The organism is Streptomyces sp. NRRL WC-3605 (assembly GCF_001509795.1).
Lineage (GTDB): Bacteria > Actinomycetota > Actinomycetes > Streptomycetales > Streptomycetaceae > Streptomyces > Streptomyces viridochromogenes.
Map to the genome: position 1 here is coordinate 1 of NZ_LLZN01000002.1, position 26488 is coordinate 26488.

A 26488-nucleotide genomic window follows, 5' to 3' on the forward strand; every position below is an offset into this window, starting at 1 on the left:
CGCCCGCCCCGCGCCCCGCACGACCACACCCGCCCCGCCCCGCGCCCCGCACGACCACGCCGCCCCCGGAGTACGCGTCATGAGCATCTCGGTCGTCCTGTTCACCAGCGACCTGCGCCTGCACGACCATCCGCCGCTGTGCGCGGCCCTGGACGGCGCCGACGGGACCGTCCCGCTGTTCGTGCGGGACCCCGCCGTCGACGCCGCCGGGTTCGCGGCGCCCAACCGGCTGGCGTTCCTCGCGGACTGCCTGCGCGATCTGGACGCCGGGCTGCGCGAGCGGGGCGGCCGGCTGGTCGTGCGCCGGGGTGGCCTGGTCGAGCAGGTGTGCCGGGTGGTGACGGAGGCGGACGCCGACGAGGTGCACATGGCGTCCGACGTCAGCGCCCACGCCCAGCACCGCGAGGAACGGCTGCGCCGGGCCCTCGAGGCCCAGGGGGTGCGGCTGCACGTGCACGACACGGTGACGACGGCCGTGGCCCCCGGCGCGGTGACCCCGGCCTCCTCCGACCACTTCGCCGTGTTCACGCCCTACCTGCGGCGCTGGTCCGACCACCGGCTGCGGGACCCGCTCGGCGCGCCTCGGGCGGTGCGGGTGCCGGAAGGGGTGGGGTCCGAGCCGCTGCCCGGGCGCAGCGGTCTGTCGGGGCTGTCGGAGGGGCTCGCGGCGGGCGGTGAGGAGGAGGGCCGCCGCCGGCTCACGGCCTGGCTGCGCGGCGGCATCGCGGCCTACGAGGACCGGCACGACGACCTCGCCGGTGACGCGACCTCCCGGCTCTCGCCGCACCTGCACTTCGGCACCCTCTCCCCCGTCGAGCTGGTCCACCGCGCCCGCCGCGAGGGTGGCGCCGGCGCGGACGCGTTCGTACGGCAGCTCGCCTGGCGGGACTTCCACCGGCAGGTCCTCGCGGCACGGCCCGCCGCCGCCACGGCCGACTACCGCACCCGCGGCGACCGCTGGCGTCCGGAGCGGGAGGCCGCGGGGGACATCGCCGCGTGGCGGGAGGGCCGTACCGGCTACCCGATCGTGGACGCGGCGATGCGCCAGCTGCGGCACGAGGGATGGATGCACAACCGGGGGCGGCTGCTGACGGCGAGCTTCCTCACCAAGACCCTGTACGTGGACTGGCGGGTCGGCGCCCGGCACTTCCTGGACCTGCTGGTCGACGGCGACGTGGCCAACAACCAGCTGAACTGGCAGTGGGTGGCCGGCACGGGCACCGACACCCGGCCCCACCGGGTCCTGAACCCGGTCCTGCAGGCCAAGCGGTACGACCCCGAGGGGCGTTACGTCCGCCGCTGGGTGCCCGAGCTGGCGGAGGTCGAGGGCACGAGAGTGCACGAGCCGTGGCGGCTCGGCGACGACGACCGTGCCGCGCTCGGCTACCCGGCCCCGGTCGTCGGGCTCGGCGAGGGCCTGGAGCGCTTCCGGCGGGCGCGCGGCCGGTGAGCACCCCGACCTCCGTGTGCGCCCCACCGCCAGGCCTTCCAGCTCTACGCCCCCACCTCTACACATAAGGAAAAAATAAGCGCAAAATGGTTGAAGGTGGCTTCAACAGCACCCCGCTCATGGAGCGGCCAGGCCTGCAAGTCAAAGGAGACGAGTCATGGCCGACGTCTCGCACACCAGAGGTGACATGGCCAGCCATCCGGACGTATCCGAGATGCGGGACCGTTACGACCGCGTCCTCGGAGGCCGCGACGTGACGCTCCTGGACGGACCGGTGTTCCTGCTCGGTCTGTACTGCGCCGCGTCCCCCTGGATACTCCACTACACGACCAGCCAGCCCCCGCTGGTGACCCACAATCTGATCATGGGCATCGCCATCGCCCTCCTGGCCCTGGGATTCACCCGCGCCCCTGAGCGCATGTACGGCCTGAGCTGGGCCTTCTGCGCGCTGGGGATCTGGATGATCATCGCGCCATGGATCGTCGGGGACAGCCCGGACGCCGGCGTGGTCGTGAACAACATCGTCATCGGTGCGCTGGCCGTGGTCCTCGGCCTGCTGTGCGCCGGCACGGCGGCGAGGAGCACCACCAGGCGGTAGCGCACGACGGAACGGGACATCGCGTGGGCCGGTCCGCCCGACGGACCGGCCTCCACGTGCCCGCGACGCAAGTCTGTTCGACCGGATGGGGACTGTCCGCCGATCCTCGGGGAACCCGCAGTGACGCGGGCACAGTCCGCGTGACGCGGGACCGGAGAAGAGGAGCGAAATGGAGATCTCGGGGATCATCAGTGCCATCGTGATCGGCATTGTCATCGGTGTGCTCGGACGCCTCGTCGTACCGGGCCGGCAGCACATCGGCGTGCTGTGGACGATCCTCGTCGGCATCGTGGCCGCCCTGATCGGTTCGGCGATCGCCGCCGGTCTGGACGTGAACGACACGAACGGCGTCGACTGGATCGAATGGCTCATCCAGATCGGTCTCGCGGCCGTGGGCGTCGCCGCACTGGACCGTGCGAAGGCCCATCGCTGACACCCGCGCGGGAACGCACCGCGCACCAGGCAGAGGCCCGCGACCGGCTCTCCGGTCGCGGGCCTTCGCGCGGGCGGACGGTCGCGTCAGGGCGTGTGGACGTACGGTGTCGTCGTGGTCAGCGGCTCGAAGCCGAGGCGCTCCAGGATGGGCCGGCTGGTGCTCATCGCGTCGACCTGGAGGTACCGGTAGCCCCGGTCCACGGCGGCGCGGGCGCGGTGCGCGACGAGAGCCCGGTAGATGCCGCGGCCCCGCCAGCCCTCGACGGTCCCGCCGCCCCAGAGTCCCGCGAACCGTGTCCCGGGCACGAGTTCCATGCGCGCGGCGCTCACCGGCACCCCGTCGTCCGTCACCGCGACCACGGCCAGCACCGTGTCCGCGCCGGTCGCGAGATGCGCGAGCAGTTGGTGCCGGATGCGCGCGCCGTCACCGCCGAACGCCCTGCGGTGCACCTCGGCGACGAGATCGGCGCCGGCGGCGTCGGTCACCGGGACGAGGCGGACACCGGCCGGCGGCCGGACGTCCAGGTCCAGCGCCGCGGCCTCCGCGATCATCACCGTCTCCTCGGGCTCGGCCGTGAAACCGGCGTCCCGGAGCCGCCGGCCCAGGTCGACGGGGCGGTCGTGGCCGTACAGCTTCCACTCGAATTCCAGGCCGAGCCCGTCGAAGTGGGCGATCTGCGCGGCGATCGCCGCGTCGGCCGTCGTCCCGTCCAGCGCCGACCACACGACGCCGTTCCAGCCCTGGCCTGACGACACCTGACGGACGACCGGGCCGGCCCGCTCCACCACGACGTCCGGGCCGTCCGGCCGCGCGTATTCGCGAAGATCGCGGTCGAACAGGGCGAGGACGGCGGCGGGATCCATGCGGTCACCTCAGCACCAACCCGGTGCCGGGGCAAGCGCTTTACCGCGTGGCCGGCCCCTCGCCGGGCCCCACCGCGCCAGGGGTGCCGTCCGTCGGCGACCATGGGAGAGCCGGAGGAACCGCACCTGGAGGAGGACCCGCACCATGGCCGTCGAGGACGCCGAACTGCCGTACCTGCGCCGCTGCGTCGAACTGGCCGCCGATGCCCTGGACGCCGGGGACGAGCCCTTCGGCTCGGTCCTGGTGGGAGCGGACGGGAAGGTGCTGGCCGAGGACCACAACCGGGTGGCCTCCGGGGACCGCACCCGGCACCCCGAGTTCGAGCTGGCACGCTGGTCCGCCGCGCATCTGTCCCCGGCGGAACGGGCCGCGGCCACGGTGTACACCTCCGGCGAGCACTGCCCGATGTGCGCCGCCGCGCACGCCTGGGTGGGCCTGGGACGGATCGTGTACGTCGCCTCGTCGGAGCAACTGAGCGGCTGGCTGGCCGAGTTGGGGGTCGGCCCGGCGCCGGTACGGCCGCTCCCCGTACAGGAGGTGGCACCCGGTGTGACCGTCGAGGGCCCGGTCCCCGAGCTGACGGAGGACATCCGCGCCCTGCATGCGCGGTTCCACGGGCGCGCCGGCTGACACCCCGTCCGCCCGAGATGCAGGCGCCGATCGGCGGTGCCTACGATCGTAGAATGGGCACTGACCAGGTGGGGATCCCGGTCTCCTCCGACCGTGCGGGACGCCGGTCGTGGCCGTCGCCTCGGCGGCTGATGTGGGCCCTCCTCGTCCTGGTCGCGACGGCGACGGTCGTCTACATGACGGTCCCGGCCGCGCTCACCCCGGTCTGGGCACTGATCGGCCTGCTCGGTGTCGTGGCCATGCTGGTCGGCATCCATGTGAACCGGCCCGCCCGTCGCTGGCCCTGGTGGGTCCTGGCCGCGGGGCTGCTCTGCTTCATCACGGGCGACACGTACTACAACGTGATGGAGACGTACTTCCACGTCGAGAACCCGTTCCCGTCCCCCGCCGACGCCTTCTACCTCGCGAACTACGTGCTGTTCGCCGTCGGCCTGTCCGGTCTCATCCGCTACCGCTGGACCGGCCACGACCTGCCCGGGCTGGTCGACGCCCTGATCCTGACCGCGGGACTCGCGCTGCCCGTCTGGGTGTTCCTGGTCCAGCCGCTGACCGAGATCGACGGGCTCACCTGGCAGCAGCGGGCCATCAGCATCGCCTACCCGCTCGGCGACGTCCTCGTGCTGGCCCTGCTCGCCCGGCTGCTGACCCCGAGCGCGGCGAGCCGGCACAACGTGTCGCTGGCGCTGCTCGTCGTGGGCACCGTGACGCTGCTCGGCTTCGACATCACCTACGGGATCATGCAGCTGCACGACGAGTGGCGGACCGGCACCCTGGTCGACGCCGGGTGGATCGTCTTCTACACGGCGTGGGGCCTGGCCACACTGCACCCCGCGATGGTGGAGCTGACCGCGGCGGAGCCGGTGAGCGAGTCCCTGCTCCCGCCGCCACGCCGGCTGCTGCTCCTCGGGGTTGCCACGTTCGTCGCCCCGACGGTCCTGCTGTTCGAGGGACTGAAGGACAAGCCCCACGGTGTGCCGGTGATCGCCGCGTTCTCGGGCACGCTGTTCCTGCTGGTCATCCTGCGTCTGGCCGGCATGGTGGTGGCCCACCGCCGGGCCGTGGAGCGGGAGCTGGCGCTGCGCGCGGCCGGTGCCTCTCTGGTGTCGGCGGTCCGGCAGGAGGAGGTCGTCCGCTCCTGCGAGGCGGCCGTCGACCGGCTCCTCGGGCCCGCCGTCCGGCACCGCACGCTGCTGCTGCCGGCCGAGCGGCTGTCGGCGCTCGCCCCGCGCCACGCCCGGCTGGTCGGCGCCGACAGCCTGGAACCCGAGGTCGCGGCCCGACTGGACGGCCTGAGTTCCGCCCTGGTCTGCCCGATGGTCCCGCCCGACCGTCCGGCGGGCGACATCCCGGGTGTGCTGCTGGTGGCGGGGCCTCCGGCACGGCTCAACGAGACCCGGAGCTCGCTGGAGATCCTCGCGTCGCACGCCGGCCTCGCCAAGGAGCGGGTGGTGCTGCGCCAGGAGGTCATCCGGCGGGAGAGCGAGGCGTACTTCCGCACCCTGGTCCGCAACGCGTCCGACGTGATCCTGATCCTGGAGGACGACGACGTGATCCGGTACGCCAGCCCGTCCGCCGCCACCGTGTTCGGCACCTCGGACCTGGCGGGTCGGAGGCTGCCGGAGCTGGTGGACCCCCGCGACCGGCTGCGGGCGGCCCGGCAGCTCGCGGCGGTCCGTCAGATCGGGCCGCGGGCCACCCACGACCACTGGTGGGTGCGGCATCCGGACGGGCAGGTCGAGGTGGAGGTGCGGTGCAGCGACTTCCGTGACGAGCGCACGGTGGCCGGGCTCGTGGTCACCCTGCGGGACGTGACCGAGCAGCGGCGGCTGGAGCACGAGCTGACCGAGCGCGCCTTCCACGACTCGCTGACCGGGCTGCCGAACCGGACGCTGCTCCTCGAGCGGATCGAGCGGGCCCTGCTGCGGGGCCGCCGCGAGGCGTCGCTGACCTGTCTGCTCTTCATCGACCTCGACGACTTCAAGCTGGTCAACGACACGCTCGGGCACTCGGCGGGCGACCATCTGCTGAAGGACGTCGGGATCCGGCTGTCGCGGACCCTGCGCCGCACCGACACCGCTGCCCGGCTCGGCGGCGACGAGTTCGCCGTCCTGATGGAGGACGCCCGGCAGCCCCTCGACGCCGAACTGCTGGCCGCGCAGGTCATCCAGACCCTGAGCCGGCCCTTCGCGCTGGGCGGCGAGTCCGTGACCGTGTCGGCGAGCGTGGGGGTGGCCACGGCACGGGACAGCACGGACGCCGACGAACTGCTGGGCCACGCCGACCTCGCGCTGTACGCGGCGAAGGCGGCGGGCAAACGGCAGTGGCGCCGCTTCCGGCCCCTGCTGCACAGCCGCATGATCGAACGGCACGACATGCAGAGACGGCTCGCCCGAGCGGTCGCCGCCCAGGAGTTCGCGGTGCGCTACCAGCCCGTCGTGGACATCACCGCCGGCGAGGTCGTCGGCTTCGAGGCACTGGCGCGCTGGCCGCACACCGCGCAGCGGCCGGTCACACCGGAGCAGTTCATCAGCCTGGCCGAGGAGACCGGGCACATCGGCGCCCTCGGCTCCTGGGTGCTGGAGAAGGCGGCCCTGGACATCGCGGGGCTGCAGGAGGAGCGCGTGCAAGGGCGCCCCCCGTACGTCAGCGTCAACGTCTCCGCCCGGCAGTTCCGCGACAACGGGTTCGTGCAGCAGGTCGACCAGGCGCTGCGGACGCCGGGGCTCGCGCCGGGCAGTCTCCAGCTGGAGCTGACGGAGACGGTGCTGCTGCGCCGGGACACCCAGGTCCAGGCGATGCTGCGGTCCCTGAAGGACCTGGGGGTGCACATCGCGGTCGACGACTTCGGCACCGGGTTCTCGTCGCTGCGGTACCTGCGGGACTTCCCGATCGACGTCCTGAAGATCGACAAGTCGTACATCGACGACATCCCCCGCGACGCCCAGCAGGTGGCGCTGGTCGAGGGCATCGTGCACATCGCCGACACCCTGGGGCTCCAGGTGATCGCGGAGGGCATCGAGGAGCCCGAGCAGCGGGACCTTCTGGCCAGGATGGGCTGCCGGTTCGGGCAGGGCTACCTGTTCGCCCGGCCGATGACGCTGGAGCAGAGCCGGCAGGTGCTGCGCCGCGACGGCGGCCGGGCCGCACCGGCCACGGCCGAGCGGCGCAGCGACGGCGACCGCCGGGTGCTGCCGGCGCGCGGCCGGCGGGCCGCGCGGGAGGCCGACCTGGACCGGCTGCGCCGCACCAGCCCGATGACGGACGCCGTCCTGGACGAGGTCCGCGGCCGGCACATCCGCAGCCGGGGCCACTGGCTCATCGACTTCGCGTCCTGCAACTACCTCGGCTTCGACTGGGACCCGGAGATCGCCGCCACCATCGACCCGGCCGTACAGGAGTGGGGCACGCATCCCAGCTGGTCCCGGCTGCTGGGCAGCCCGCGGCTGTACCCGCGCATCGAGGAGCGGCTGGCGGAGCTGCTGGGCGCCCCCGACACCCTGCTGCTGCCGACGCTGACGATCATCCACACCTCGGTGATCCCGGTCCTCGCCGACGACGGGCACGTCTTCGTGGAGGCGACCGCGCACCGCACGGTGTACGACGGCTGCACGGTGGCCCGCGGCCAGGGCGCGACCCTGCGCCGGTTCCGCGCCGAACGCCCGGAGGAGCTGGACGCGTTGCTGGCCGCGGCCCCTGCGAGCGCGCCCCGCCTGGTCTGTCTGGACGGGGTGAACAGCATGACCGGCAACATCCCCGACCTGCCCGCGCTGGCCTCCGTGTGCCGTACCCACGGGGCCACGCTGTACGTCGACGACGCGCACGGCTTCGGTGTCATCGGCGAGCGCTCCCCCACCGAGCCGTGCCCGTACGGCACGCGGGGAAACGCCGTGGTCCGGCACACCGGCGAGTCGTACGACGGCGTCGTCCTGGCCGCGGGGTTCTCCAAGGCGTACTCGTCGCTGCTGGCCTTCCTGGCGCTGCCCGCCGAGCTGAAGAACCGGCTCAAGACGGCCGCCGCCCCCTACCTCTACTCGGGTCCCTCCCCCACGGCCTCCCTGGCGACCGCGCTCTCCGGGCTCGACGTGAACGAACGGCGCGGTGACGCCCTCAGGGCCGGCCTGTTCCGCCTGACGACCCGGGTCCTGGACCATCTGGACGCCCTGGGCGTGCACACCCTGAACACCGACCGTCTGCCGATCGTGGAGGTGCCGCTCGGCGACCCGTCCGACCTGGAGCAGGTCGCGCGGTTCCTGTGGCAGGAGGGGATCTATGTGACGGTGGCCGCCTATCCGCTGGTCCCCCGTGACCGGGTCGGTTTCCGCGTCCAGCTCACGGCGCTGCACACGGACGAGGACATCGACCGGCTGAACGACGTCCTCACGCGGCTCGCCGCGCGCTACCCGCTGCGTCCGAAGGGCTGAGCCGAGCATGACCACGCACAACGACGACGTGGACTGGGACCGCTGGCCGGTGGTCGACTACCTGGCGGAGAACTACCGTGAGGTGCACCCCTGCGACGCGGCGGTCATCGCGCATCACTCGGCGTTCTACCGCCGGCTGCCGCCCGGCTCCCTCGGCCGCTCGGTGGAGTTCGGCGCCGGACCGAACGTGTATCCGCTGATCCTGGCCGCCGCGGCGAGCCGCCGGGTTGAGGCGGTGGAGGCGGGCGCGGGCAACGTGGCCTATCTGGAGCAGCAGATCCTGGACGGCCCCGACGCCAGCTGGCTGCCGTTCCACGAGCTGTGCCGCCGCCTGAATCCCGCCCTGCCCGCCACGCTGGCCGGGTCGCTGGCGCCGGTGCACGTGGTCCACGCCGACGTCCGTGAGCTGCCTCCCGGCCGGTACGACCTGGCCTCGATGCACTTCGTGGCGGAGGGCGCCACCGAGGACCGCGCCGAGTTCGCGGCGTTCTGCCGGACGTTCGTGGGGTGCGTGGCGCCGGGCGGGTATCTGGTGGCGGCGTTCATGGAGAACATGCCGACGTACCGGATCGGCCCGGCCTCACGCTGGCCGGGCTGCCCGGTGGACCCGGACATCGTCACGTCGGTGTTCGCGCCCCTCACCCGCGAGCTGGCGGTCACCCGTATCGACGCCGACCCGACGCTCCCGGACTACGGCGACTCGGGGATGGTGCTGCTGGCGGGGCGGGCGCGTTAGCCGAGCTCCAGGGTGGTCACGCCGAACACCCGCTCGTGGGCGTGGGGCCGGACGGGGCCGGTGTACATGCGGGCCGTCTCGAACGACGGGGTGAAGCCGGCCGCCCGGACCAGAGCGATGCCGGCCGGGTTGGTCTCGGGTACGTCGACGGCGACCTCGCGGCCGCCGGTGTGGGCGGTCAGCGCGCCGAACAGGGCGCGGGCGTCCTCGGGGCCGTCGGCGAAGAGCGGGCCGACGCGCGGGCCGTCGTGTCCGGGCCGGACGACGCCGTACCCGGTGACGCGGGTGCCGCGGCGGCGGACCACGGCGTGGTGGCCGGGCGCGCCGAGCCAGTGCCGCAGGAAGCGGGGCCGGTCGGCGGGGGTGCACAGCGTGTCGTACGCGGCGATGTCGGCGAAGTCCTCCGGCCGCACGGGGCGGACGCCCGCCGGTGCGGTGGCGGTGGTGGGGGCGACGCCGGTCCAGCGGGTGGTGCGGTGGGCGTGCACGAAGCCGGAGCGGCGGTAGTTGTCCTGCTGGGCGACGACGCCGTCGAGGCCGACGGTGCGGTTCCCGGCGTGGGCGAGCGCGGTGTTCCAGGTGGCCAGGCCGAACCCGCGGCCGCGCAGGCCGGGGCGGACCAGGTAGCAGCCGAGGAACGCGTAGTCGGGGCCGTAGGTGACGACGGAGATCGCGGAGACGGGCTCGCCGTCGATCCGGCCGAGGAAGAAGCCGTCGGGGTCCTGGGCGAAGAACGCCGGTCCGTCGCCCGTCCCCGGGTTCCAGCCCTCGGCGGCGGCCCATCCGCTGATGACCGGCCAGTCGTCCGGTCCGGCCCGGCCGACGACGAGGTCCGTGGGGGCCACGAGGACCATGGGGCGCTCCGTTCCGTCAGGGTGCGGTCACGCGGCATCCTCGCGGACGGACCGGTGGGCGGTCACGACATGATCGAGCCGTTGCCGGGACGGCGGCACCTCGGGCATACACGTGTTCGGATGCCCGGACGCACGGAAGGCCCCACCTCTCGTGTCCAGCGGGTGGGGCCTTCACGCGATGCCTGACGACGAGGTCAGCGCACCGCCTGGGTACGGAACCGCCGGTAGAGGACGGCACCGCCCAGAACGAGCGCCGTGGCGCCCGCGGCGAGGGACGCGGTCGCGTCCGCGCCCGTGTGGGCGAGGACCGCTCCGGCCTCGTGCGGCACGTGCGCGGGCGGCATCGACCGCGGCTCGGGAGCCGTCGGCTTCGCCTTCTCGGGCGCCGGCAGCGTGGTGACGGGCGTCTCCTCACCGGAGACGTTCGCCGACTCGTTCTCGATCGCGGCGTTGCCGGCACCGATCACGTTCACGCTGTTGCCGGTGACGTTGACCGGCACGTGCACCGGCAGCTGAATGACGTTGCCGGACCCGAGGCCGCCGGACTCCGTCGAGACGCCCTCCGCCTTCGACCCGCTCACGGAGGACGTGGCGGACGTGCTGTCCTCCTCCTTCTTGCTGTCGCTCTTGGCGCCCGCGTCCTCGTTGACACACTTGTTGCCCACGGTGGGGTTCAGCAGCCCCACCACGTTCACGGTGTTCCCGCACACGTTCACCGGCACGTGCACCGGAACCTGGACGGTGTTCCCGGAGAGCACTCCGGGCGAGTCGGCCGCGGCACCGTCCGCCGCGGAGTCGGCGTAAGCCGGGAACGTCACGGCCATCGCGCCCGAGGCGGCAGCGATGGCGATCACACCGTTTCGGGTAACCCGTCTCATAGGGTCCCTGCCTTCCAGACATGGTCACGAGCACTCGCCCGCACCGGATAAAACGCGAGCGATCCATCCGAGTTATGGCTTATCGGCCATTCACCCCATCGAGTGCGGGGTTGTCGAACTAGGGGTAAAAAGTCCGATCACTGCACATGTCGCCCGGTCGGCGGTGGTCCCTGTCCGCCGTTCGTGCGGAGGCGTCCGTTCCGGGTGCCGCTTATCGTGAGCCGAGGACGCCGCTTCCCGGCCCGCGACGGGCGTCCCTGGAGGCTTCGATGCCGGCAAAGCTGTCAACGCGCCCCACCCTGTGGCGCGGCGCCGCCGTCACCTGCGCGGTCGGACTGGCCGTGGTCGGCACCGGTCTGCCGACGGGCAGGCCGTCCGAGTCCGCCGTGTCCCGCTTCTACGACCAGAAGGTGGCCTGGGGCAAGTGTCCTGGCGAGGGCATGCCCAAGGACATGCAGTGCGGCAAGGTCACCGTGCCGCTCGACTACGGCCACCCCCGCGACGGGACACTCGAACTGGCGCTCGCCCGTTATCGAGCGACCGGCGACCGGAAGGGTTCGGTGCTGGTCAACTTCGGCGGGCCGGGCGGCGCCGGCGTGCCCGAGTTCGCGGGTGCGGGCAAGGAGTTCATGAGTCTCACGGACGACTACGACATCGTGACGTTCGATCCGCGCGGGGTCGGCCGCTCCTCACCGGTCAGCTGCGGGGACGGCAAGGAGCAGATCGACCTCCCGGACGACCCGGCGGAGGTCCGGCGCGATCCACGGGCCGTCCTCGACGGGCTCCGCGAGGCGGCCGCCGCCTGCGCCCGGCACTCGGGCCCGGTCCTGCCGCACATAGGCACCGTCGACGCCTCGCGCGACCTGGACGTGATGCGCGCGGCGCTCGGCGACAAGAAGCTCAACTACCTCGGGTTCTCCTACGGGACGCGGCTCGGCGCGGTGTACGCCGCCCAGTTCCCGGACAAGGTCGGCCGGTTGGTGCTGGACGGTGTGGACACGCTGACGGAGCCGCTGACCGAGCAGGGGGTGGCAGGCGCCGAGGGGCAGCAGAAGGCGCTGGACGAGTTCACCGACTGGTGCGCCGAGGACGTGGCGTGCCCGTTCGGGCAGGACGCGCGCCAGGCCCGCAGATACGTCGTGATGCTCGTCGACTCGCTGGACAAGGACCCGGTGCCCTCGGTCTTCGGCGAGCCGTTCACCGGGCAGGACCTGGTCGCCGCGATCAGCAGCGCGCTGTACAGCAAGGAGCTGTGGCCCACCCTGGAGCGCGCCCTCGCCACGCTGGTCGAGGACGGCAGCACGCACGCCATCGAGGCGTTCGCCGGCGGCGGGGGCTCCCCCGTGCGGCGGGCGAAGGCCGGCGACCGCGACGGCGGCCTGGTCGACGCGGAGGACGTCCCGCTCGACAACCCCGCCGCGGCCATGATGGCGATCAACTGCGCCGACGACCCGGACCGTCCCACCGGCCGGCAGATCGTCGGCGGCCTGGACCGGCTGCGCGCCCGGTACGAGGAGGCCTCCCCGGTCTTCGGCCGGCAGCGGCTGACCGAGGTGCTGATGTGCTACGGCCGCCCCGCGGGCACGGATTTCATCCGCGAGGACGTCAAGGACCTGGACACACCGAAGGTGCTGCTCGTGGGCACCCGCGGCGACCCGGCGACGCCGTACCGCTGGACCATGGAGACGGCGCGACGGCTCGGCTCCGCCGCCGTGGTGCTGGACAACAAGGGCAGCGGGCACACCGGTTACGCCTCCTCCAAGTGCGTGCACGGCACGGTCGACGCGTTCCTGCTGTACGGCACGCTGCCGCCCGACGGCAGTTCGTGCGCGCCCGACGAGGACCGGCGGTAGTCCCGCGACCAGGTGAGAGATTGCCCCAAATGCCCTAAAGGCGAATCGGTCCTATCGTCGTCTTATGGAGCACGCACTGAGTCCCACGACCCTGTCCGAGCTGCGGCGCCCGCGCCCCTACCCGGCCGTGTCCGTGCTGACGCCCACCCATCGCCGCGAGCCCTACCGGGCCCAGGACCAGGTCCGGCTGCGCAATGTCGTGGCCGAGGCCAAGAAGCAGCTGGAGACCGATCCGTCGGTGACCCGGGAGCGCCGGGCGGCGGTCGAGAGGGAACTCGACCAGGCCCTCGCCGAAGTGGACCTCACCTACGCCGAGGACGGCCTGGTGATCTTCGCGGCCCCCGGCGAGCACCAGGTGTGGTCGCTCGCCCGTACCGTGCCCGAGCGCGTGGTGCTCTCGGACACCTTCCTCACCCGCAACCTCGTCTCCGCGCAGGCCGCCGAACGTCCGTACTGGGTCTGCTCGGTCGCCGCCGACCGCGCCACCCTGTGGACCGGCACCCTGGACCGCATCACCGAGGCCAGGACCGGGGGCTTTCCCCTCACCCGGCGCCCGGAGAACTTCGACGCCGAACGGCGCGAGCGGATCGGGGACACGCCGAGCACCTTCCGCGACGAGGACACCCGGCACTTCCTCAAGGAGGCCGACTCCGCGCTCAGCGCCATCGTGCGGCGCCACCCCCGGCGCCTGTACGTCACCGGCGAACCGGCGGCGCTGTCCCTGCTGGACGAGATCGGCGGCGCCGCGAAGCTCGCCGTGCACATCCCGCACGGCGGTCTGGCGCACGGCACGCGGGACGCGGTGTGGCAGGCGGTCGCGCCCCGGATCACCGCCGACCTGCGGGAGAGCACCGACGAGGTGATGCGTGAACTCGTCGCGGCCCGGGGGCGCAAGGCGTACGCGGCCGGTGTCGACGAGGTCTGGCGCAGCGCCCGGGAGGGCCGGGTGCGGCTGCTGGCCGTCGAGGAGAACTTCCGTATGACGGTGCGCGGCGACGAGGGCGACCATCTGGTCCCGGCGGCCAGCGGCGAACTCGACGCCCGCGAGGACATCGTGGACGAGATCGTCGAGCAGTGCCTGGAGACCGGCGCCGACGTCCGGTTCGTCCCGGACGGCACCCTGGACGACGCCGAACGGATCGCGGGCGTGCTGCGCTACTGACGATGACGATGACGAGGGACGAGGGGGCGACGAGGAGGTACGGCCGCGGTCGGCCTCCTCGTCGTGCCACCCCCAGGACGTGTCTCGCGTCGCGGGCCTGACGGGACCTGCGCCCTGGGTCACACGCCGCCGAAGAGCGCGCCCAGGCCGCGTTCCACGGCCTCACCCAGGTCCTCCTCGCCCGGCGCGACCACGGCGCACGTCCGCAGCAGGAAGCGCTCGAGGGCGGGCGTGTCGAACTGGAGGAGCGCCATGCCGTGCGGGGAGTGCAGTTCGACGACCGTGCGCTCGCGGCCGCAGGGCCACACGCGCACGTCGCCGTCCCCGGCCGGCCCGCGCAGACCGGCGTCCAGCAGTCCACGGGCGAACGTCCACACGGCGCCCCGGCCGTCGAGGGAGACCTCGCCCGGAAAGTCGAGATGCACCGCGAGCGGGTCCGAGGACCGGTACCGCAGCGTGGCGGGGACGGGGAGTTCGCGCTCCTCGCCGGTGATCAGACGGGCGCGGGCGGGTTGCTCCAGGGCGATCTCCATGGACACTCTCCCCGTGTCGGCGGCGGTGATTTTTGCGGCTTGCTTTTAGGACCCCGCAATCACCTTTCGCATGACACCTGTGCGCGGATTCTTTTTGTGAGCTGCATCACGCCGGTGAAGGCGCAACCATCCGGCACACGGCCGCCACCCGTATCGCTAGAACACGTGACCGTCGAACACGCGCATGAACCTCGTGCGACGACCCCGACGGCCCCCCACATCACGTACGCCGCATACGACATGCCCCTCCCGGGCACGTACACCATGCGTACCGCATGACCTGTTCCTGAAGACTCTGGCATATGCCGGACGCACCACCGCATCGGGTGTTGCCAAATCCCTTACGGGGCGTCGCGGGCTGTGCGACAGTCGTAACGGTCCCTCCGTCGTTCCTGGTCGTACCGTCCCCTCATCGGAGAGCGTCATGCCGCCCCATGTCTCCGCGGACCGCCCCGCCGCACAGCCACCCGGACCCGGTCCGGTCGACGCGCTGATCTCGCAGACGCGACGGCTCAAGGGCGAGGTGGACGCCGTGCGGCGGGACACCCCGAGCGACGCCTCCGGCCCCCGCGAGCGCTGGCAGCGCGCCCTGTGCGACCTGGCCCTGCACCAACTCGACGACTTGGACGCGCATCTGGCCCAGCTGCGGGACGGCCCCGCCCAGGCGCCCCGGCCCGACGCGGTGCTCAGCCGGGTCGGCAGCGCCGAGTGGAACCTGCTGACGGACGAGGCGAGCTGGTCCGGCGAGCTGTACCAGATCCTCGGCCGGGATCCGGCCGCGCCGCCGCTGACGCTCGACGAACTGCCGTCCCTGGTGCACGACGAGGACCGCCGCCGGCTCACCACGATGGTCACGGCCTGCCTGATCGACGCCCAGCCGATCGACGGGGAGTTCCGGATCGTCCGGCCGGACGGGCAGGCGCGGACCGTGCACATGATGGGCGAGCCCGTGCTCGACGCCGACGGCGCCGCGGCCTCCATGTGGGCCGTGCTCCGGGACGTCAGCGAGGTCCGCCGCCGCCGGCACACGGTCAGCGAGACCCGTGACGCGCTCCCCGGGACCCGGCGTCCCGCGCAGGGGGAGCACCGCCTCGCGGCCGGGGCGCGCGAGACGGTACCGCCGCCGTGGGGGGCCTCCCTGAACCCGGCCCGGCGCGAGCCCGGCACGCTGGACGTCGCGGCGCACCGGCTGTCGTCTCCCGCCGGCACACCGATCGGGGTCGACTGGTACGACTCGCTCGAACTGCCGGACGGGGCCGCGCTGTTGAGCGTCGGCGACCTCACCGGTCACGACGTCGCCGCGGCCTCGGGCACGGCGACGCTGCTGGGCGCCGTACGCGGCATGGCGATGGCCGGGACCCAGCCGGGACAGCTGCTCTCCTGGCTGGGCCAACTGCTCGACACCGGTGACCAGCCGGCCCTCGGCAGCGCCGTGTGCTGCCGCTACCGGCCCGCCACCCGCACGCTCACCTGGGCGAGGGCCGGACACCCCGCCCCGCTGCTGTTCCGCGGCGGCACCGGGCGCAGGCTGGACTCCCCCTGCGGGCCCCTGCTCGGGTCGACCCCGGGTGTCGGCTACGGCGACGCCGAGGAGGCCCTCCAGGCGGGCGACCTGATCGTGCTGCACACCGACGGACTGCTGCCGGGGCACGACGACATGGACGCCTCGCGCCGGCTCCTCGACCTCGCCCCCCGCTTCGTCGAGGCGGGCACCGCACAGGACTGCGTGCGGCTGGTCGCCGAGGAGTTCGGTGACAGGGAGCACCAGGGCGGCGCCTGCGTGCTCGTGGCCAGGGTGACGGCCTAGCCGTCACAAAGACGGCCGTCACGGAGACGGACCGCGCACTCCGAGCGCACGCTCCTGCTTACGCCTGGGCGCTGGTACCCCCCTGCGGCTTCCTCGCCTTGGGCAGCGCAAGCCGGATCTCCTCCCGCAGCTCATGGATCTTCGGGTAGCTGGAGTACTCGGCGGTGAGCCGGTACATCTGCCGGAGCCGGTCCCATGTGCGGCCCGAGGAGTTGGAGCCCATCGACATGAGCGCCAGCCGGGCATAGCGGTCGGCCTGTTCGGGGTCGTCCGCGATGAAACAGGCGGACGCCATGGACAGATGGTCGAAGATCTTCGACCGCTCGCGCCCGTCGACGCGCAGGGCCAGGGCCTTCTCCGCGAAGTGCTGGGCCTGGGCGGCCGCACCCGGCTCGAACTCGGCCAGGGTGCGGTAGGCCAGGGCCTGCATGCCGTACAGATCCTCGTCCTTGAAGGTCTGCATCCAGCTCGGCGGCGGTACGTCGCTCTTGTCGGAGACGAAGAGGTCCTCGGCCTGTCCCAGGGTGCGGCGCATGGCCTGGCCCTTGCCCATGGACGCCTGGGCCCAGGCCTCGATGGTGTGGAACATGGCCTTGGTGCGCGGCAGGACCTGGTCGCCCGAGCCGGACTGGGCGAGCTTCATCAGGTCGAGCGCGTCGTCGGGCCGGCCGAGGTGCACCATCTGGCGCGCGGCCCGGGAGAGGGCCTCCCCGGCGCGGGGCCGGTCGCCGCCCTCACGGGCCGCGTGGGTGGCGATGACGAAGTACTTCTGGGCCGTGGGCTCCAGGCCGACGTCGTGCGACATCCAGCCCGCGAGCACGGCGAGGTTGGCGGCGACGCCCCACAGGCGCCGCTGGAGATGGTCGGGGTGCCGGTAGGCGAGCATGCCGCCCACCTCGTTCAACTGGCCCACCACGGCCTTGCGCTGGAGTCCGCCGCCACGGGCGGCGTCCCAGGCCCGGAACACCTCGACCGAGCGCTCCAGCTCCTCGATCTCCTGCGATCCGATGGGTGCGGCCTCGTAACGGTCGAACCCGGCGGGGTCGGCGTGCAAGGGGTCGTCGAACTGGGGGGCGTCGGCCCTGAGGGCCGGGTCGGTGCGCAGCCAGTCGTGCATGGCGCTGCTGAGTGCGGATCCCGCGGCGAGCGCGGCACCCGCGCCCACCAAGCCGCGTCGGTTGAGCATGAGGTCCATTCCCGTGAATTCGGTGAGGACCGCGGCGGTTCGCTCGGGCGCCCACGGCACACCGTCGGGATGCTCCACGCTCCCGGCGTCCTGCCGTCTCCCCGCACGCCCGTGCCGGACCAGACCGAGGTCCTCGATGGTCACGACACGGCCGAGACGCTCGGTGAACAGGGCCGCCAGCACCCGCGGCACCGGATCGCGCGGGATCTCTCCCATGTCGATCCACCGCCGCACCCGTGAGGTGTCGGTCGCCAGCTGGGGGTGGCCCATGGCCGCCGCCTGCCGGTTGACCAGCCTCGCGAGTTCGCCCTTGGACCAGCCGGCCAGGCCGAACAGATCCGACAGACGGGTGTTGGGTTCTCCGCTCACGTCAAGCCCCCAGGTTCTCGGCTGAGTTGACAGTAGCCCGGTGAAAGGTGCCCCGGGACTATTCGCCAGGGTTCGCCAGGGTGCGCCAGATGGTGTGCCACTGGGCGCCGGGTGTCAGGTAGGAATGCGCCACCCCGACCCGGTCGCCGGGGGCCACTCCCCAGGGTGTATCCGGGCGGCCGGGTCGGATGGCGCACTGTCGTCGCAGGCACACGAAGGGATCTGTTTCTCCCATGTACGCAGCATCGTCCTCCGTGTCCGCCCCGCCCCGGCCGCTGCGTGCCCGCCCGGCGGGTGGCGGTCCCTACCTCGACCCCGCCCGTCCGGCGCCCGCCCCCGTGCTCGGCGCGGGCCGGCCACGGCGCCCCGCGGGGCTCGGCACCCAACCGCTCAGCGGGAGACTCGACTTGTCCGGTCCCCAGGGCGCCCAGCTGCGCGCGGCGATCGCGTCGGTGCACCGGATCTGTCCGGAGTTCGCGCCGGTGCAGGTGCTGCGCCGCAGCGGACGGTCCGTGCTCCTGGTCGGCACGACCGGTCGCAGCACGGCGGTCGCCAAGTGCTTACTCGACCAGTCCCCCGCGTGGGCGGAGCGGATCCGGCACGAAATAGCGGCCTACCGCTCGTTCGTCCGGCACCGCCCCCCGGTGCGGGTGCCGAGACTGATCGCGGCGGATCCGGACAACGGCACCCTGGTCATCGAACGGATGCCGGGCCGGGTGGCGGCACTCCAGCGGCATCCGGTGGAGGCCCCGCCGCGGGCGGACATCAGAGCGGCGCTCGGCGCGATCTGCCGGCTCAACGCATGGCGGCCGCCCGCGGGGACGTTCGACGCGCCGCTGGACTACGCGTCCCGGATCTCCCGGTATCACGATCTGGGTCTGCTCACCGACCGGGACATGGGTGACCTGCAGAAACTCCTGCACGGCATCGCGGCCTCCGCGGGCCGGCAGGGCATGGGCCAGTTCTGCCACGGCGACGCACTGCTCTCGAACATCCTGCTCTCACCGGCCGGTCCAGTGCTGGTGGACTGGGAGCACGCGGGCTGGTACCTGCCGGGCTACGACCTGGCGACGCTGTGGTCGGTGCTCGGCGACGCGCCGGTGGCCCGGCGGCAGATCAGCCAGATCGCCCAGTCGGCGGGCCCGGCCGCCCGGGACGCCTTCCTGGTGAACCTGGTGCTCGTCCTGACCCGCGAGATCCGCACCTACGAGATGGCGGTGCAGCGTTCGATGCACGACCCGGCCCCGACGGCACCGGGAACGGCCCACCAAGGTGCCGCGCCGTCCGGCGAGGAACAGCGGCTGCTGCTGAGGCGGCTGCACGACGACTGCCAGCTGGCCCGCCGGGCCGTGCGTGCGGCGGTCGGCACTCGCTGACGGGGACGGCGGCCCGCGGCGCGCTCTCTGGAGACAGAAGCGTTCCGCGGGCCTTCGTGCGTCCGGTCATTGGGGTAGGCCACTGACGCCGCGCAGGCCCGGCCGCCGCCCCCGCGAAACTCCCGGGAACACTCGGTTGACATGGGTATTCGCCCAGCCCTTGGCATGATTGACGGATCGTCGGACAGCGGGTACCACTGACCACGCCCGGCCCGCACGGCTCACCGCGCACGACCGTCCCAGGAGGCTGCTTTGCGAGGATCCGTCACCGCCGTCGCCGCCGCGGCCCTGTTGGTGCCCCTGCTCGGCGCCGCCCCGTCCGGGGTCAGCGCCGACTCCGGCGACCGGCTCCAGTCGGCGTTCACCGCGGCCGCCGCCGAGTACCACGTGCCGTCGAGCGTCCTGCTCGGCGTCTCCTATCTCCAGTCCCGCTGGGACGCGCACAGTGGCGCGCCCAGCGTGTCCGGCGGCTACGGACCGATGCACCTGACCGACGCGCGGGCGGCGCTGGCCGGCCCGGCCGCGCACCACAGCGAGGGCACCGAGGACCCGCGCGGCGACAGCGCCCGCCCGGCGCCGCCGCCCGTGGCGAAGGCGCTGAAGACCGCCGGGATCCCGGCCCGGCTCAGGACGCTGCCGAGGGCGGCGGAGCTCACCGGGCTGAGCCCCGAACGGCTGCGCAGCGACCCGGCCGCCAATGTGGCGGGCGGCGCCGCGCTGCTCGCGGCCGCGCAGCGCGAGCTGGGCGAGCCGCTGAGCTCCGACCCGGCCGACTGGTACGGGGCGGTGGCCCGGTTCTCCGGCGCCGACGACACGTCGACGGCCACGGCGTACGCGAACGACGTCTTCGAGGTGCTGCGCACCGGTCAGGAGCGGCGCACCGACCAGGGGCAGCGGGTGTCGCTGGCCGCCCGTCCCGGCCTCGCCCCCGATCCCGCGCAGCTGCGGCACGCCGGGCTGCGTCGGGCGAGGGCCGCGGAGACGGAGTGCCCTCCGACGGTGTCCTGCGAGTGGATCCCGGCGCCCTACGAGGAGTTCGGGGACGGCGACTACGGCAATCACGACCTGGGCGACCGACCGGCGGACCAGAAGATCGAGTACATCGTCGTCCATGACACCGAGGGCGCCTGGGAGGGCGTCCTGGACATGGTGCAGGACCCGACCTACGTGTCCTGGCAGTACACGCTGCGGTCCACCGACGGGCACGTCGCCCAGCATGTGAAGGCGAAGGACGTGGCCTGGCACGCGGGGAACTGGTACGTCAACGCCAAGTCGATCGGCCTGGAGCACGAGGGCTTCCTGGCCCGCCCGGACTCCTGGTACACGGAGGCGATGTACCGCTCGTCGGCGCGGCTGGTGGCGTATCTCGCCAAGAAGCACGGCATCCCGCTGGACCGGCAGCACATCCTCGGGCACGACACCGTGCCGGGCCCGACGACGTCGACGATCGGCGGGATGCACACCGACCCCGGCCCGTACTGGGACTGGCGGCACTACTTCGAGCTGCTCGGCCGGCCCCTGGCGCCGACCGCCGGCGCGAAGGGCGGCCTGGTGACGATCCGCCCCGACTACGCCACGAACCGGCCCGAGTTCACGGGCTGCACGACGGCGGGCGAGCGGTGCGCCGACCACGGTTCCAGCGCGGTGCGGCTGTACTCCGGGCCCGGCACGTCGTACCCGCTCATCAAGGACATCGGTCTCGGGTCCACTCCGACCAAGGACGTCAACGACCTGTCCTCGCGGGTGTCGACCGGGCAGCAGTTCGCGGTGGCCGGCCGGGACGGCGACTGGACGGCGATCTGGTACCTCGGGCAGAAGGCGTGGTTCAGGAACCCGGCGAAGACACCGACGGCCGTGCACGCGGTCGGTGACGTGGTCACGCCGAAGGACGGCGCGCAGAGCGTGCCGGTGTACGGACGCGCCTACCCGGAGGCGTCCGCGTACCCGGCGGACGTGCCCGTGCAGGCGGTGTCGCCGCTGCCGTACACGCTGCCGGCCGGGCAGCGGTACGTGGTGGGCGGCAAGGTGCGGGGCGAGTACTACTACGCGGTGACCTTCGACGAGGGCTCGCACCGGGTGGTGCGGGGCGAGGACCAGTACTACGAGATCCAGTACGGGCACCGGGTGGCGTTCGTCCGGGCGGCCGACGTGAAGGTGGTGCGGTCGGGCGGCTGACGGGGCCGCCCCGCCGGGCTCAGCCCTGCTGGAAGAGCTCGGCGGGCAGCGGCTTCAGCAGCGCGTACAGGTCGTCGGTGATGGGGCGGTCCCAGGCGGCGATGGTCACCAGGACGTTGTCGCTGCGGTCGAACTGCACGCAGGAGATACGGCTCTCGGAGAGCTTCAGCCGCCGCACGATCAGCAGGTTGTCGCCCTGCATCACGGGCACGTCCTCGCTGCCGACGACGGTGACGTCCTCCTCGTTCTCCAGGGCGAGCAGCAGCTGCGCCACCTCGAACGGGATCTCGCCCTCGTCGGTCTCGCGGGCCGGGGAGCCCTCGGGCAGATTGCCGATGATCATGGCGGGACCGCGGCCGCCGAAGAGGTCGTACCGCAGGAAGACGCCCTGGCAGCTGCCGTCGGGGGCGGGCAGCAGCCCGGCGCCGAGGTTGCCGGGCCAGTCGCCCGGGTCCATGGCCAGTACGTCGAAGTCGGGCCCGGCGGGCGTGGCGCTGCGGCGGCGGAGGAACGACATGCCGCCATGGTACGTGGCCGGGCCTCTTCCACGTCGTGCGGGCAGGTCGTGCGGGACACCGTTCCCCTGGTCCGCTCACTCCTCCGCGGAGGCGGGCGGGACCACGGCCACCGGGCTCGCGGCGTGCAGGAGGACCGCCTGGGTGACCGAGCCCATCATGCGGGCCGGGGCCAGCAGCCGGCGGCGGTGCCGGCCCACGACGACGAGGGCCGCGTGCCGGCTGGCGGCGACGAGCTGACCGGCCGCGTCGCCGGGGGCCACGACCGCCTCGGCGCGCACCTCGGGGTGGCGGGCCCGGTGCGGGGCGAGGAAGCCCTCGGCGAGGCTGCGGGTCTCCGCCTCGACGGCGTCCTGGTCCTCGTCCGGGGGCAGGATCTGCGCGGTGGCCGTCGTCCACAGGTGCAGCGGCCAGGTGTAGGCGGCGACGGCCTGGAGCCGGGCGCCGCGCCGGGCGGCCTCGGCGAAGGCGAAGGACAGCGTGGCCTCGTCGGGGCTGTCGACCTGGAGGCCGACGACGACGCGCGGCCCGGGTCCGACGGGCACGGCGCCCTCGTGGACCGGGCGTCCCGGCTTCGGCACGACGACGACCGGGCACTCGGCGTCCCGGGCGGCGGCGAGGCCGGTGGAGCCGAGCAGGAGGCTGGCGAAGCCGCCGCGGCCCCGGGAGCCGAGCACCAGCAGCTGGGCGGTCGCACCGAGCGCGGACAGCGTCCCGACGGCGCCTTCCAGGGCGTGGTACGCGATCGGCGGCCTCTTGTCCCGGCCCTCCAGGTAGCGGCGCGCGAGGTTCAGGACCGTGTCGTCCTCCGGTTCGGGACGGCCGACGGGCAGGGCGTCGGGCCTGGCCCAGGCCGGGTACTGCTGGACGTGGACCACGCTGAGCTGCGCGTCGCGCGTGAGCGCGGCCTCGAACGCCCAGTCCAGTGCGATCAGGCTGTCGTCCGAACCGTCGACCGCAGCGATGACCGGCAGGGTGCTCATGGGTTCCTCACCTCCGGAGTACGACCTTCGCGCCCCGGGGCCAGCCTGACGCAGGCACCGGCCGGGGGGCGGCTGTCCAGGTCGCGTGTCCGGAAAAACGGGTGCGACACACCCGGATCGGCTCCGGAACGATCCCCTACGTCAGGTCGAACTCGCCTTCCCTGGCGCCCGACACGAACGCGCCCCATTCGGCCGGGGTGAAGATCAGGGAGGGGCTCTCCGGCCGGTCTCCGTTGCGCATGGCGATGAAGCCCTCGACGAAGGCGATCTGGACATCGCCGAGGCCACGGCTGCTCGAGTGCCAGTCGGCGTTGCTGAGGTCCAGCTCCGGCTTGTCCCAGCCCGCGAGCGGCGACTGCTGCTGGATGGTGCTCTCGGCCACGTCCGTGCTCCTCCCGGTTCGTCGTCCGCGGCCAGCCTAGCGACCGGTTCCTGGTGCCAACAGGCCACGTGAGGCGGACCTTTGTGCCAACGGTCGCCGCCGTCGCACGGGGGTGCCGCTCACGCGTCCGGCGGGGCGGAGCCCACGAGCCACATCGCGAAGAACTGCGAGCCGCCGCCGTAGGCGTGCCCGAGGGCCCGGCGGGCCCCGTCCACCTGGTGTTCCCCGGCCTGCCCGCGTACCTGGAGGGCCGCCTCGGCGAAGCGGATCATGCCCGAGGCGCCGATCGGGTTGGTGGACAGGACGCCGCCCGACATGTTGACGGGCAGGTCGCCGTCGAGTTCGGTGACGCCGGCCTCGGTGAGCTTCCAGCCCTCGCCCTCGGCGGCGAAGCCCAGGTTCTCCAGCCACATCGGCTCATACCAGGAGAACGGCACGTACATCTCGACGGCGTCGATGTCGCGGCGGGGGTCGGTGACGCCGGCCTGCCGGTACACGTCGGCCGCGCAGTCGCGTCCGGCCCGCGGCGAGACGAAGTCCTTCCCGGCGAACAGGGTCGGCTCGCTGCGCATCGCGCCACCGTGCACCCAGGCAGCCGGCCGGGGCGAGCGGGCCGCGCCGGCCCGGTCGGTGAGGACCATGGCGCAGGCGCCGTCGGAGGAGGGGCAGGTCTCGGAGTAGCGGATCGGGTCCCACAGCATCGGCGACGCCTGGACCTTCTCCAGGGTGATGTCGTGCTCGTGGAGGTGGGCGTACGGGTTCTTCAGCGCGTTGCGCCGGTCCTTGTAGGCGACGAGCGAGCCGATGCCGTCGGGGGCGCCGCTGCGCCGCATGTAGGCGCGCACGTGCGGGGCGAAGAAGCCGCCGGCGCCGGCCAGCAGGGGCTGCTGGAAGGGGATCGGCAGGGAGAGCCCCCACATCGCGTTGGACTCGGACTGCTTCTCGAAGGCGACGGTGAGCACGGTGCGGTGGACGCGGGCGGCGACCTGGGTGGCGGCGACGAGGGCGGTGGACCCGCCGACGGACCCGGCGGTGTGCACCCGGAGCAGCGGCTTGCCGACCGCGCCGAGGGCGTCGGCGAGGTACAGCTCGGGCATCATCACGCCCTCGAAGAAGTCGGGCGCCTTGCCGATGACCACGGCGTCGACGTCGGCCCAGGTCAACTCGGCGTCGTCCAGGGCGCGTCGGGCGGCCTCCCGGACGAGTCCGGCGATCGAGACGTCCCGGCGGGCCGCCACGTGCTTGGTCTGGCCGACGCCGACCACGGCCACGGGTTCCTTGCTCATCGCGGATCCCCTTCGAGTACGGCGACCAGGTTCTGCTGAAGGCAGGGGCCGGACGTGGCGTGCGCGAGCGCCCGGTCGGACGCGCCGCGGTGGATGCGGGCGGCGGCCTCGCCGATGCGGATGAGCCCGGCGGCCATGACGGGGTTGGCGGCGAGGGCGCCCCCGGAGGGGTTGACGCGGACGGTGCCGTCGAGCCGCAGCGCCTTGCGCAGGACGATCTCCTGCGAGGTGAACGGCGCGTGCAGTTCGGCCGTGTCGACGGGCCGTTCGAAGGCTCCCGCGTGTTCGGCGGCGAGCCGGGTGGAGGGCGAGTCGGTCAGGTCGCGTACGCCCAGGGCGTGCGCCTCGACGCGGTGGTCGATGCCGCGGATCCAGGCGGGGCGTGCGGCCAGGGCGCGGGCCCGCTCCCCCGCCGCGAGGATCACCGCGGCGGCGCCGTCGCCGACGGGCGGGCAGTCGCCCCTGCGCAGGGGCCGTACGACGTGGTCGCCGTGCGGGACGGGGCCGCGCAGCTGGGCGTGCGGGTTGCCGGCGGCGTTCTCCCGGTCGCGGGCGGCGACGGCGGCGAGCGCGGGTTCGTCCGCCTCGCCCGCGTCGATCAGGGCCTGCGCCTGGAGGGCGGCCAGGGCGATGGAGTCGGGCCAGAGCGGGGCGACGTAGTAGGGGTCGAGCTGGCGGGTGAGGACGTCCCGCAGGGAGCCCGGGGAGGACTTGCCGTAGGCGTAGACGAGGGCGGTGTCGGCGTCGCCGGTGAGCAGCTTGGTCCAGGCTTCGTACAGGGCCCAGGCGCCGTCCATCTCGACGTGCGACTCGGAGATCGGGGGCCAGGCGCCGACGCCGTCGAGGGCGAGGGTGAAGGAGAAGGCGCGGCCGGCGAGGTAGTCGCTGGAGCCGGAGCAGACGAAGTCGAGGTCGGCGGTGCGCAGTCCGGTGCGCGCGAGCACGTCGTGCAGGACGGGCATCAGCAGCTCGACCTCGGACAGCTCCTCGCCGGCGCGCCGGTGGTCGGTCTGGGCGAAGGCGACGACGGCGATCTCGCGGTTCACAGCAGCTCCCGGTAGGTGTCGTAGTCCGCGTCGGGCTCGCCGGTGGGCCGGTAGTGGTCGGGGTGGCGCGCGCCCCCGGTCCATACGGGTTCGACGCGCAGCCCCATGCGCACCTGGTCGTAGGGGATGCCGCCGATCCGGCCGTGCAGGGCGAGATCGGCGCCGTCCAGGGCGATGTGGGCGTAGACGTACGGCACCTCGATGTCGAGGCCCCGCGCCTTGATGTTGACGACGCAGAAGGTGGTGACGGTGCCGCGGGGGCCGACCTCGACCTGTTCGGACGTGGCGACGCCGCAGGTGGGGCAGGCGCCTCTGGGCGGGACGTACACCTTGCGGCAGGAGGGGCAGCGTTCGCCGACGATGCGCCGCTCCGCGAGGGCTTCGAGGTGGGCGGTCTGGGCGCGGCCGGGCGTGTAGGTGTAGTCGAGGCGGGCGGGGGCGACGATGCCGGTCACCGGGTCCGCGAAGTCGCCGCGGTGGCCGTCCGGTTCGGCGGCCGCGCCGTCGTACGGCTCGAAGCAGGCGATGTCGGTGATGGCGCCGGAGCGTTCGGCGGCCCAGCGGACGCGGACCCGCATGCCGGTGCGCACGGTGTCGGGGCCGGGGGCGTCGAGGGCGTGCAGGAGGGCGGTGTCGGCGCCGTCGAGGCGGACGAGCACCCAGGCGAAGGGGGTGGCCAGGGGCTGGCCGCGGCGGGGGGCATGGTTCCAGGCCCAGGTGGTGACCGTGCCGGTGGGGGCGACCTCGACGAGGTCGCGGATCTCGTCGGCGGTGACGGGGTCGTACTCGACGGGCGGGACGAGGGTGCGGCCGTCGGTGGTGCGCACGCCGAGGACGACGCGTTCGCGCAGGCCGGTGAGGAAGGCGCTCTGCACGGGTCCGAGGGAGCGGGTGAAGGGGAACTCGACGACCAGGGGGGCTTTCAGGACGTCCGGCACGGTGACTCCC

Annotated in this window: 22 protein-coding genes; 11 read left to right on the top strand and 11 right to left on the bottom strand. The window is 73.2% G+C overall.

Annotated features, from left to right (window positions below):
* The first annotated feature begins 79 nt into the window (after positions 1-79).
* The 3 genes from ADL34_RS02080 to ADL34_RS02090 all read left to right on the top strand — a co-directional run bounded on the left by ADL34_RS02080 (position 80) and on the right by ADL34_RS02090 (position 2481).
* Entirely contained in the window at positions 80-1450 is a 1371-nt protein-coding gene (locus tag ADL34_RS02080; protein ID WP_062669635.1) for a cryptochrome/photolyase family protein, read from the top strand.
* Between the two features lie 157 nt (positions 1451-1607).
* Positions 1608-2048, top strand: a complete 441-nt coding sequence (locus tag ADL34_RS02085) for an SPW repeat protein (RefSeq protein WP_062669637.1) — start codon at positions 1608-1610, stop codon at positions 2046-2048.
* 169 nt (positions 2049-2217) lie between these two features.
* A complete protein-coding gene (locus tag ADL34_RS02090) occupies positions 2218-2481 on the top strand; it encodes a GlsB/YeaQ/YmgE family stress response membrane protein (RefSeq protein ID WP_062669638.1) in 264 nt (87 codons plus the stop codon).
* Between the two features lie 86 nt (positions 2482-2567).
* Here the strand turns inward: ADL34_RS02090 and ADL34_RS02095 are convergent, their stop codons facing one another.
* Positions 2568-3347 (bottom strand): GNAT family N-acetyltransferase, encoded by a 780-nt coding sequence (locus tag ADL34_RS02095; RefSeq protein ID WP_062669639.1) that lies wholly within the window; start codon positions 3345-3347, stop codon positions 2568-2570.
* Positions 3348-3492: 145 nt separating this feature from the next.
* Between ADL34_RS02095 and ADL34_RS02100 the strand changes: the two genes are divergently transcribed.
* The 3 genes from ADL34_RS02100 (at position 3493) to ADL34_RS02110 (ending at position 9135) form a co-directional block, all read left to right on the top strand.
* The gene (locus tag ADL34_RS02100) at positions 3493-3978 is read left to right on the top strand and encodes a nucleoside deaminase (protein WP_062669640.1); all 486 of its coding nucleotides are present in this window, start codon (positions 3493-3495) and stop codon (positions 3976-3978) included.
* 131 nt (positions 3979-4109) lie between these two features.
* Positions 4110-8399, top strand: a complete 4290-nt coding sequence (locus ADL34_RS02105; protein ID WP_062669641.1) for an aminotransferase class I/II-fold pyridoxal phosphate-dependent enzyme — start codon at positions 4110-4112, stop codon at positions 8397-8399.
* Positions 8400-8406: 7 nt separating this feature from the next.
* A complete protein-coding gene (locus ADL34_RS02110; protein WP_062669642.1) occupies positions 8407-9135 on the top strand; it encodes a hypothetical protein in 729 nt (242 codons plus the stop codon).
* Here ADL34_RS02110 and ADL34_RS02115 read toward each other — a convergent pair.
* Together ADL34_RS02115 and ADL34_RS02120 are read right to left on the bottom strand one after the other, a co-directional pair.
* Positions 9132-9989 carry a GNAT family N-acetyltransferase gene (locus tag ADL34_RS02115; protein WP_062669644.1) on the bottom strand — a complete coding sequence of 286 codons (858 nt, stop codon included), beginning with the start codon at positions 9987-9989 and terminating at the stop codon, positions 9132-9134. The genes ADL34_RS02110 and ADL34_RS02115 overlap by 4 nt on opposite strands.
* A gap of 194 nt (positions 9990-10183) precedes the next feature.
* Positions 10184-10867, bottom strand: a complete 684-nt coding sequence (locus ADL34_RS02120; protein WP_062669645.1) for a chaplin — start codon at positions 10865-10867, stop codon at positions 10184-10186.
* Positions 10868-11136: 269 nt separating this feature from the next.
* Between ADL34_RS02120 and ADL34_RS02125 the strand changes: the two genes are divergently transcribed.
* Positions 11137-12720: an alpha/beta hydrolase gene (locus ADL34_RS02125; protein ID WP_062669647.1), complete on the top strand. Its 1584-nt coding sequence runs from the start codon at positions 11137-11139 to the stop codon at positions 12718-12720.
* 64 nt (positions 12721-12784) lie between these two features.
* Complete coding sequence (locus ADL34_RS02130) at positions 12785-13882, top strand: hypothetical protein (RefSeq protein ID WP_062669649.1); 1098 nt, start codon at positions 12785-12787, stop codon at positions 13880-13882.
* A 119-nt stretch (positions 13883-14001) separates the two neighbouring features.
* Here the strand turns inward: ADL34_RS02130 and ADL34_RS02135 are convergent, their stop codons facing one another.
* Complete coding sequence (locus ADL34_RS02135; RefSeq protein WP_062669651.1) at positions 14002-14415, bottom strand: SsgA family sporulation/cell division regulator; 414 nt, start codon at positions 14413-14415, stop codon at positions 14002-14004.
* A 424-nt stretch (positions 14416-14839) separates the two neighbouring features.
* Here ADL34_RS02135 and ADL34_RS02140 point away from each other — a divergent pair, with 424 nt between their 5' ends.
* A complete protein-coding gene (locus tag ADL34_RS02140; protein ID WP_062669653.1) occupies positions 14840-16222 on the top strand; it encodes a PP2C family protein-serine/threonine phosphatase in 1383 nt (460 codons plus the stop codon).
* A 58-nt stretch (positions 16223-16280) separates the two neighbouring features.
* Here the strand turns inward: ADL34_RS02140 and ADL34_RS02145 are convergent, their stop codons facing one another.
* Positions 16281-17777, bottom strand: a complete 1497-nt coding sequence (locus ADL34_RS02145) for a hypothetical protein (RefSeq protein ID WP_062669655.1) — start codon at positions 17775-17777, stop codon at positions 16281-16283.
* 233 nt (positions 17778-18010) lie between these two features.
* Between ADL34_RS02145 and ADL34_RS02150 the strand changes: the two genes are divergently transcribed.
* Positions 18011-19153 carry an aminoglycoside phosphotransferase family protein gene (locus ADL34_RS02150; RefSeq protein WP_079034282.1) on the top strand — a complete coding sequence of 381 codons (1143 nt, stop codon included), beginning with the start codon at positions 18011-18013 and terminating at the stop codon, positions 19151-19153.
* A gap of 252 nt (positions 19154-19405) precedes the next feature.
* Positions 19406-21328, top strand: a complete 1923-nt coding sequence (locus ADL34_RS02155; protein ID WP_062669659.1) for an N-acetylmuramoyl-L-alanine amidase — start codon at positions 19406-19408, stop codon at positions 21326-21328.
* A 19-nt stretch (positions 21329-21347) separates the two neighbouring features.
* On the opposite strand, the gene ADL34_RS02160 is transcribed toward ADL34_RS02155, so the two are convergent.
* From ADL34_RS02160 to ADL34_RS02185, 6 genes are all read right to left on the bottom strand, one after another.
* On the bottom strand, positions 21348-21845 hold the full coding sequence (locus ADL34_RS02160) for a hypothetical protein (RefSeq protein WP_055619707.1): 498 nt from the start codon (positions 21843-21845) through the stop codon (positions 21348-21350).
* 75 nt (positions 21846-21920) lie between these two features.
* Positions 21921-22826 (bottom strand): universal stress protein, encoded by a 906-nt coding sequence (locus ADL34_RS02165; RefSeq protein ID WP_062669660.1) that lies wholly within the window; start codon positions 22824-22826, stop codon positions 21921-21923.
* A gap of 136 nt (positions 22827-22962) precedes the next feature.
* Positions 22963-23208: a DUF397 domain-containing protein gene (locus ADL34_RS02170; protein ID WP_062669662.1), complete on the bottom strand. Its 246-nt coding sequence runs from the start codon at positions 23206-23208 to the stop codon at positions 22963-22965.
* Positions 23209-23327: 119 nt separating this feature from the next.
* A complete protein-coding gene (locus tag ADL34_RS02175) occupies positions 23328-24494 on the bottom strand; it encodes a thiolase domain-containing protein (RefSeq protein ID WP_062669664.1) in 1167 nt (388 codons plus the stop codon).
* A complete protein-coding gene (locus tag ADL34_RS02180) occupies positions 24491-25540 on the bottom strand; it encodes a thiolase domain-containing protein (protein ID WP_062669666.1) in 1050 nt (349 codons plus the stop codon). Before ADL34_RS02180 ends, ADL34_RS02175 begins: the two co-directional genes overlap by 4 nt.
* Positions 25537-26478, bottom strand: a complete 942-nt coding sequence (locus ADL34_RS02185) for a Zn-ribbon domain-containing OB-fold protein (RefSeq protein WP_062669668.1) — start codon at positions 26476-26478, stop codon at positions 25537-25539. Before ADL34_RS02185 ends, ADL34_RS02180 begins: the two co-directional genes overlap by 4 nt.
* Positions 26479-26488: the final 10 nt, after the last annotated feature.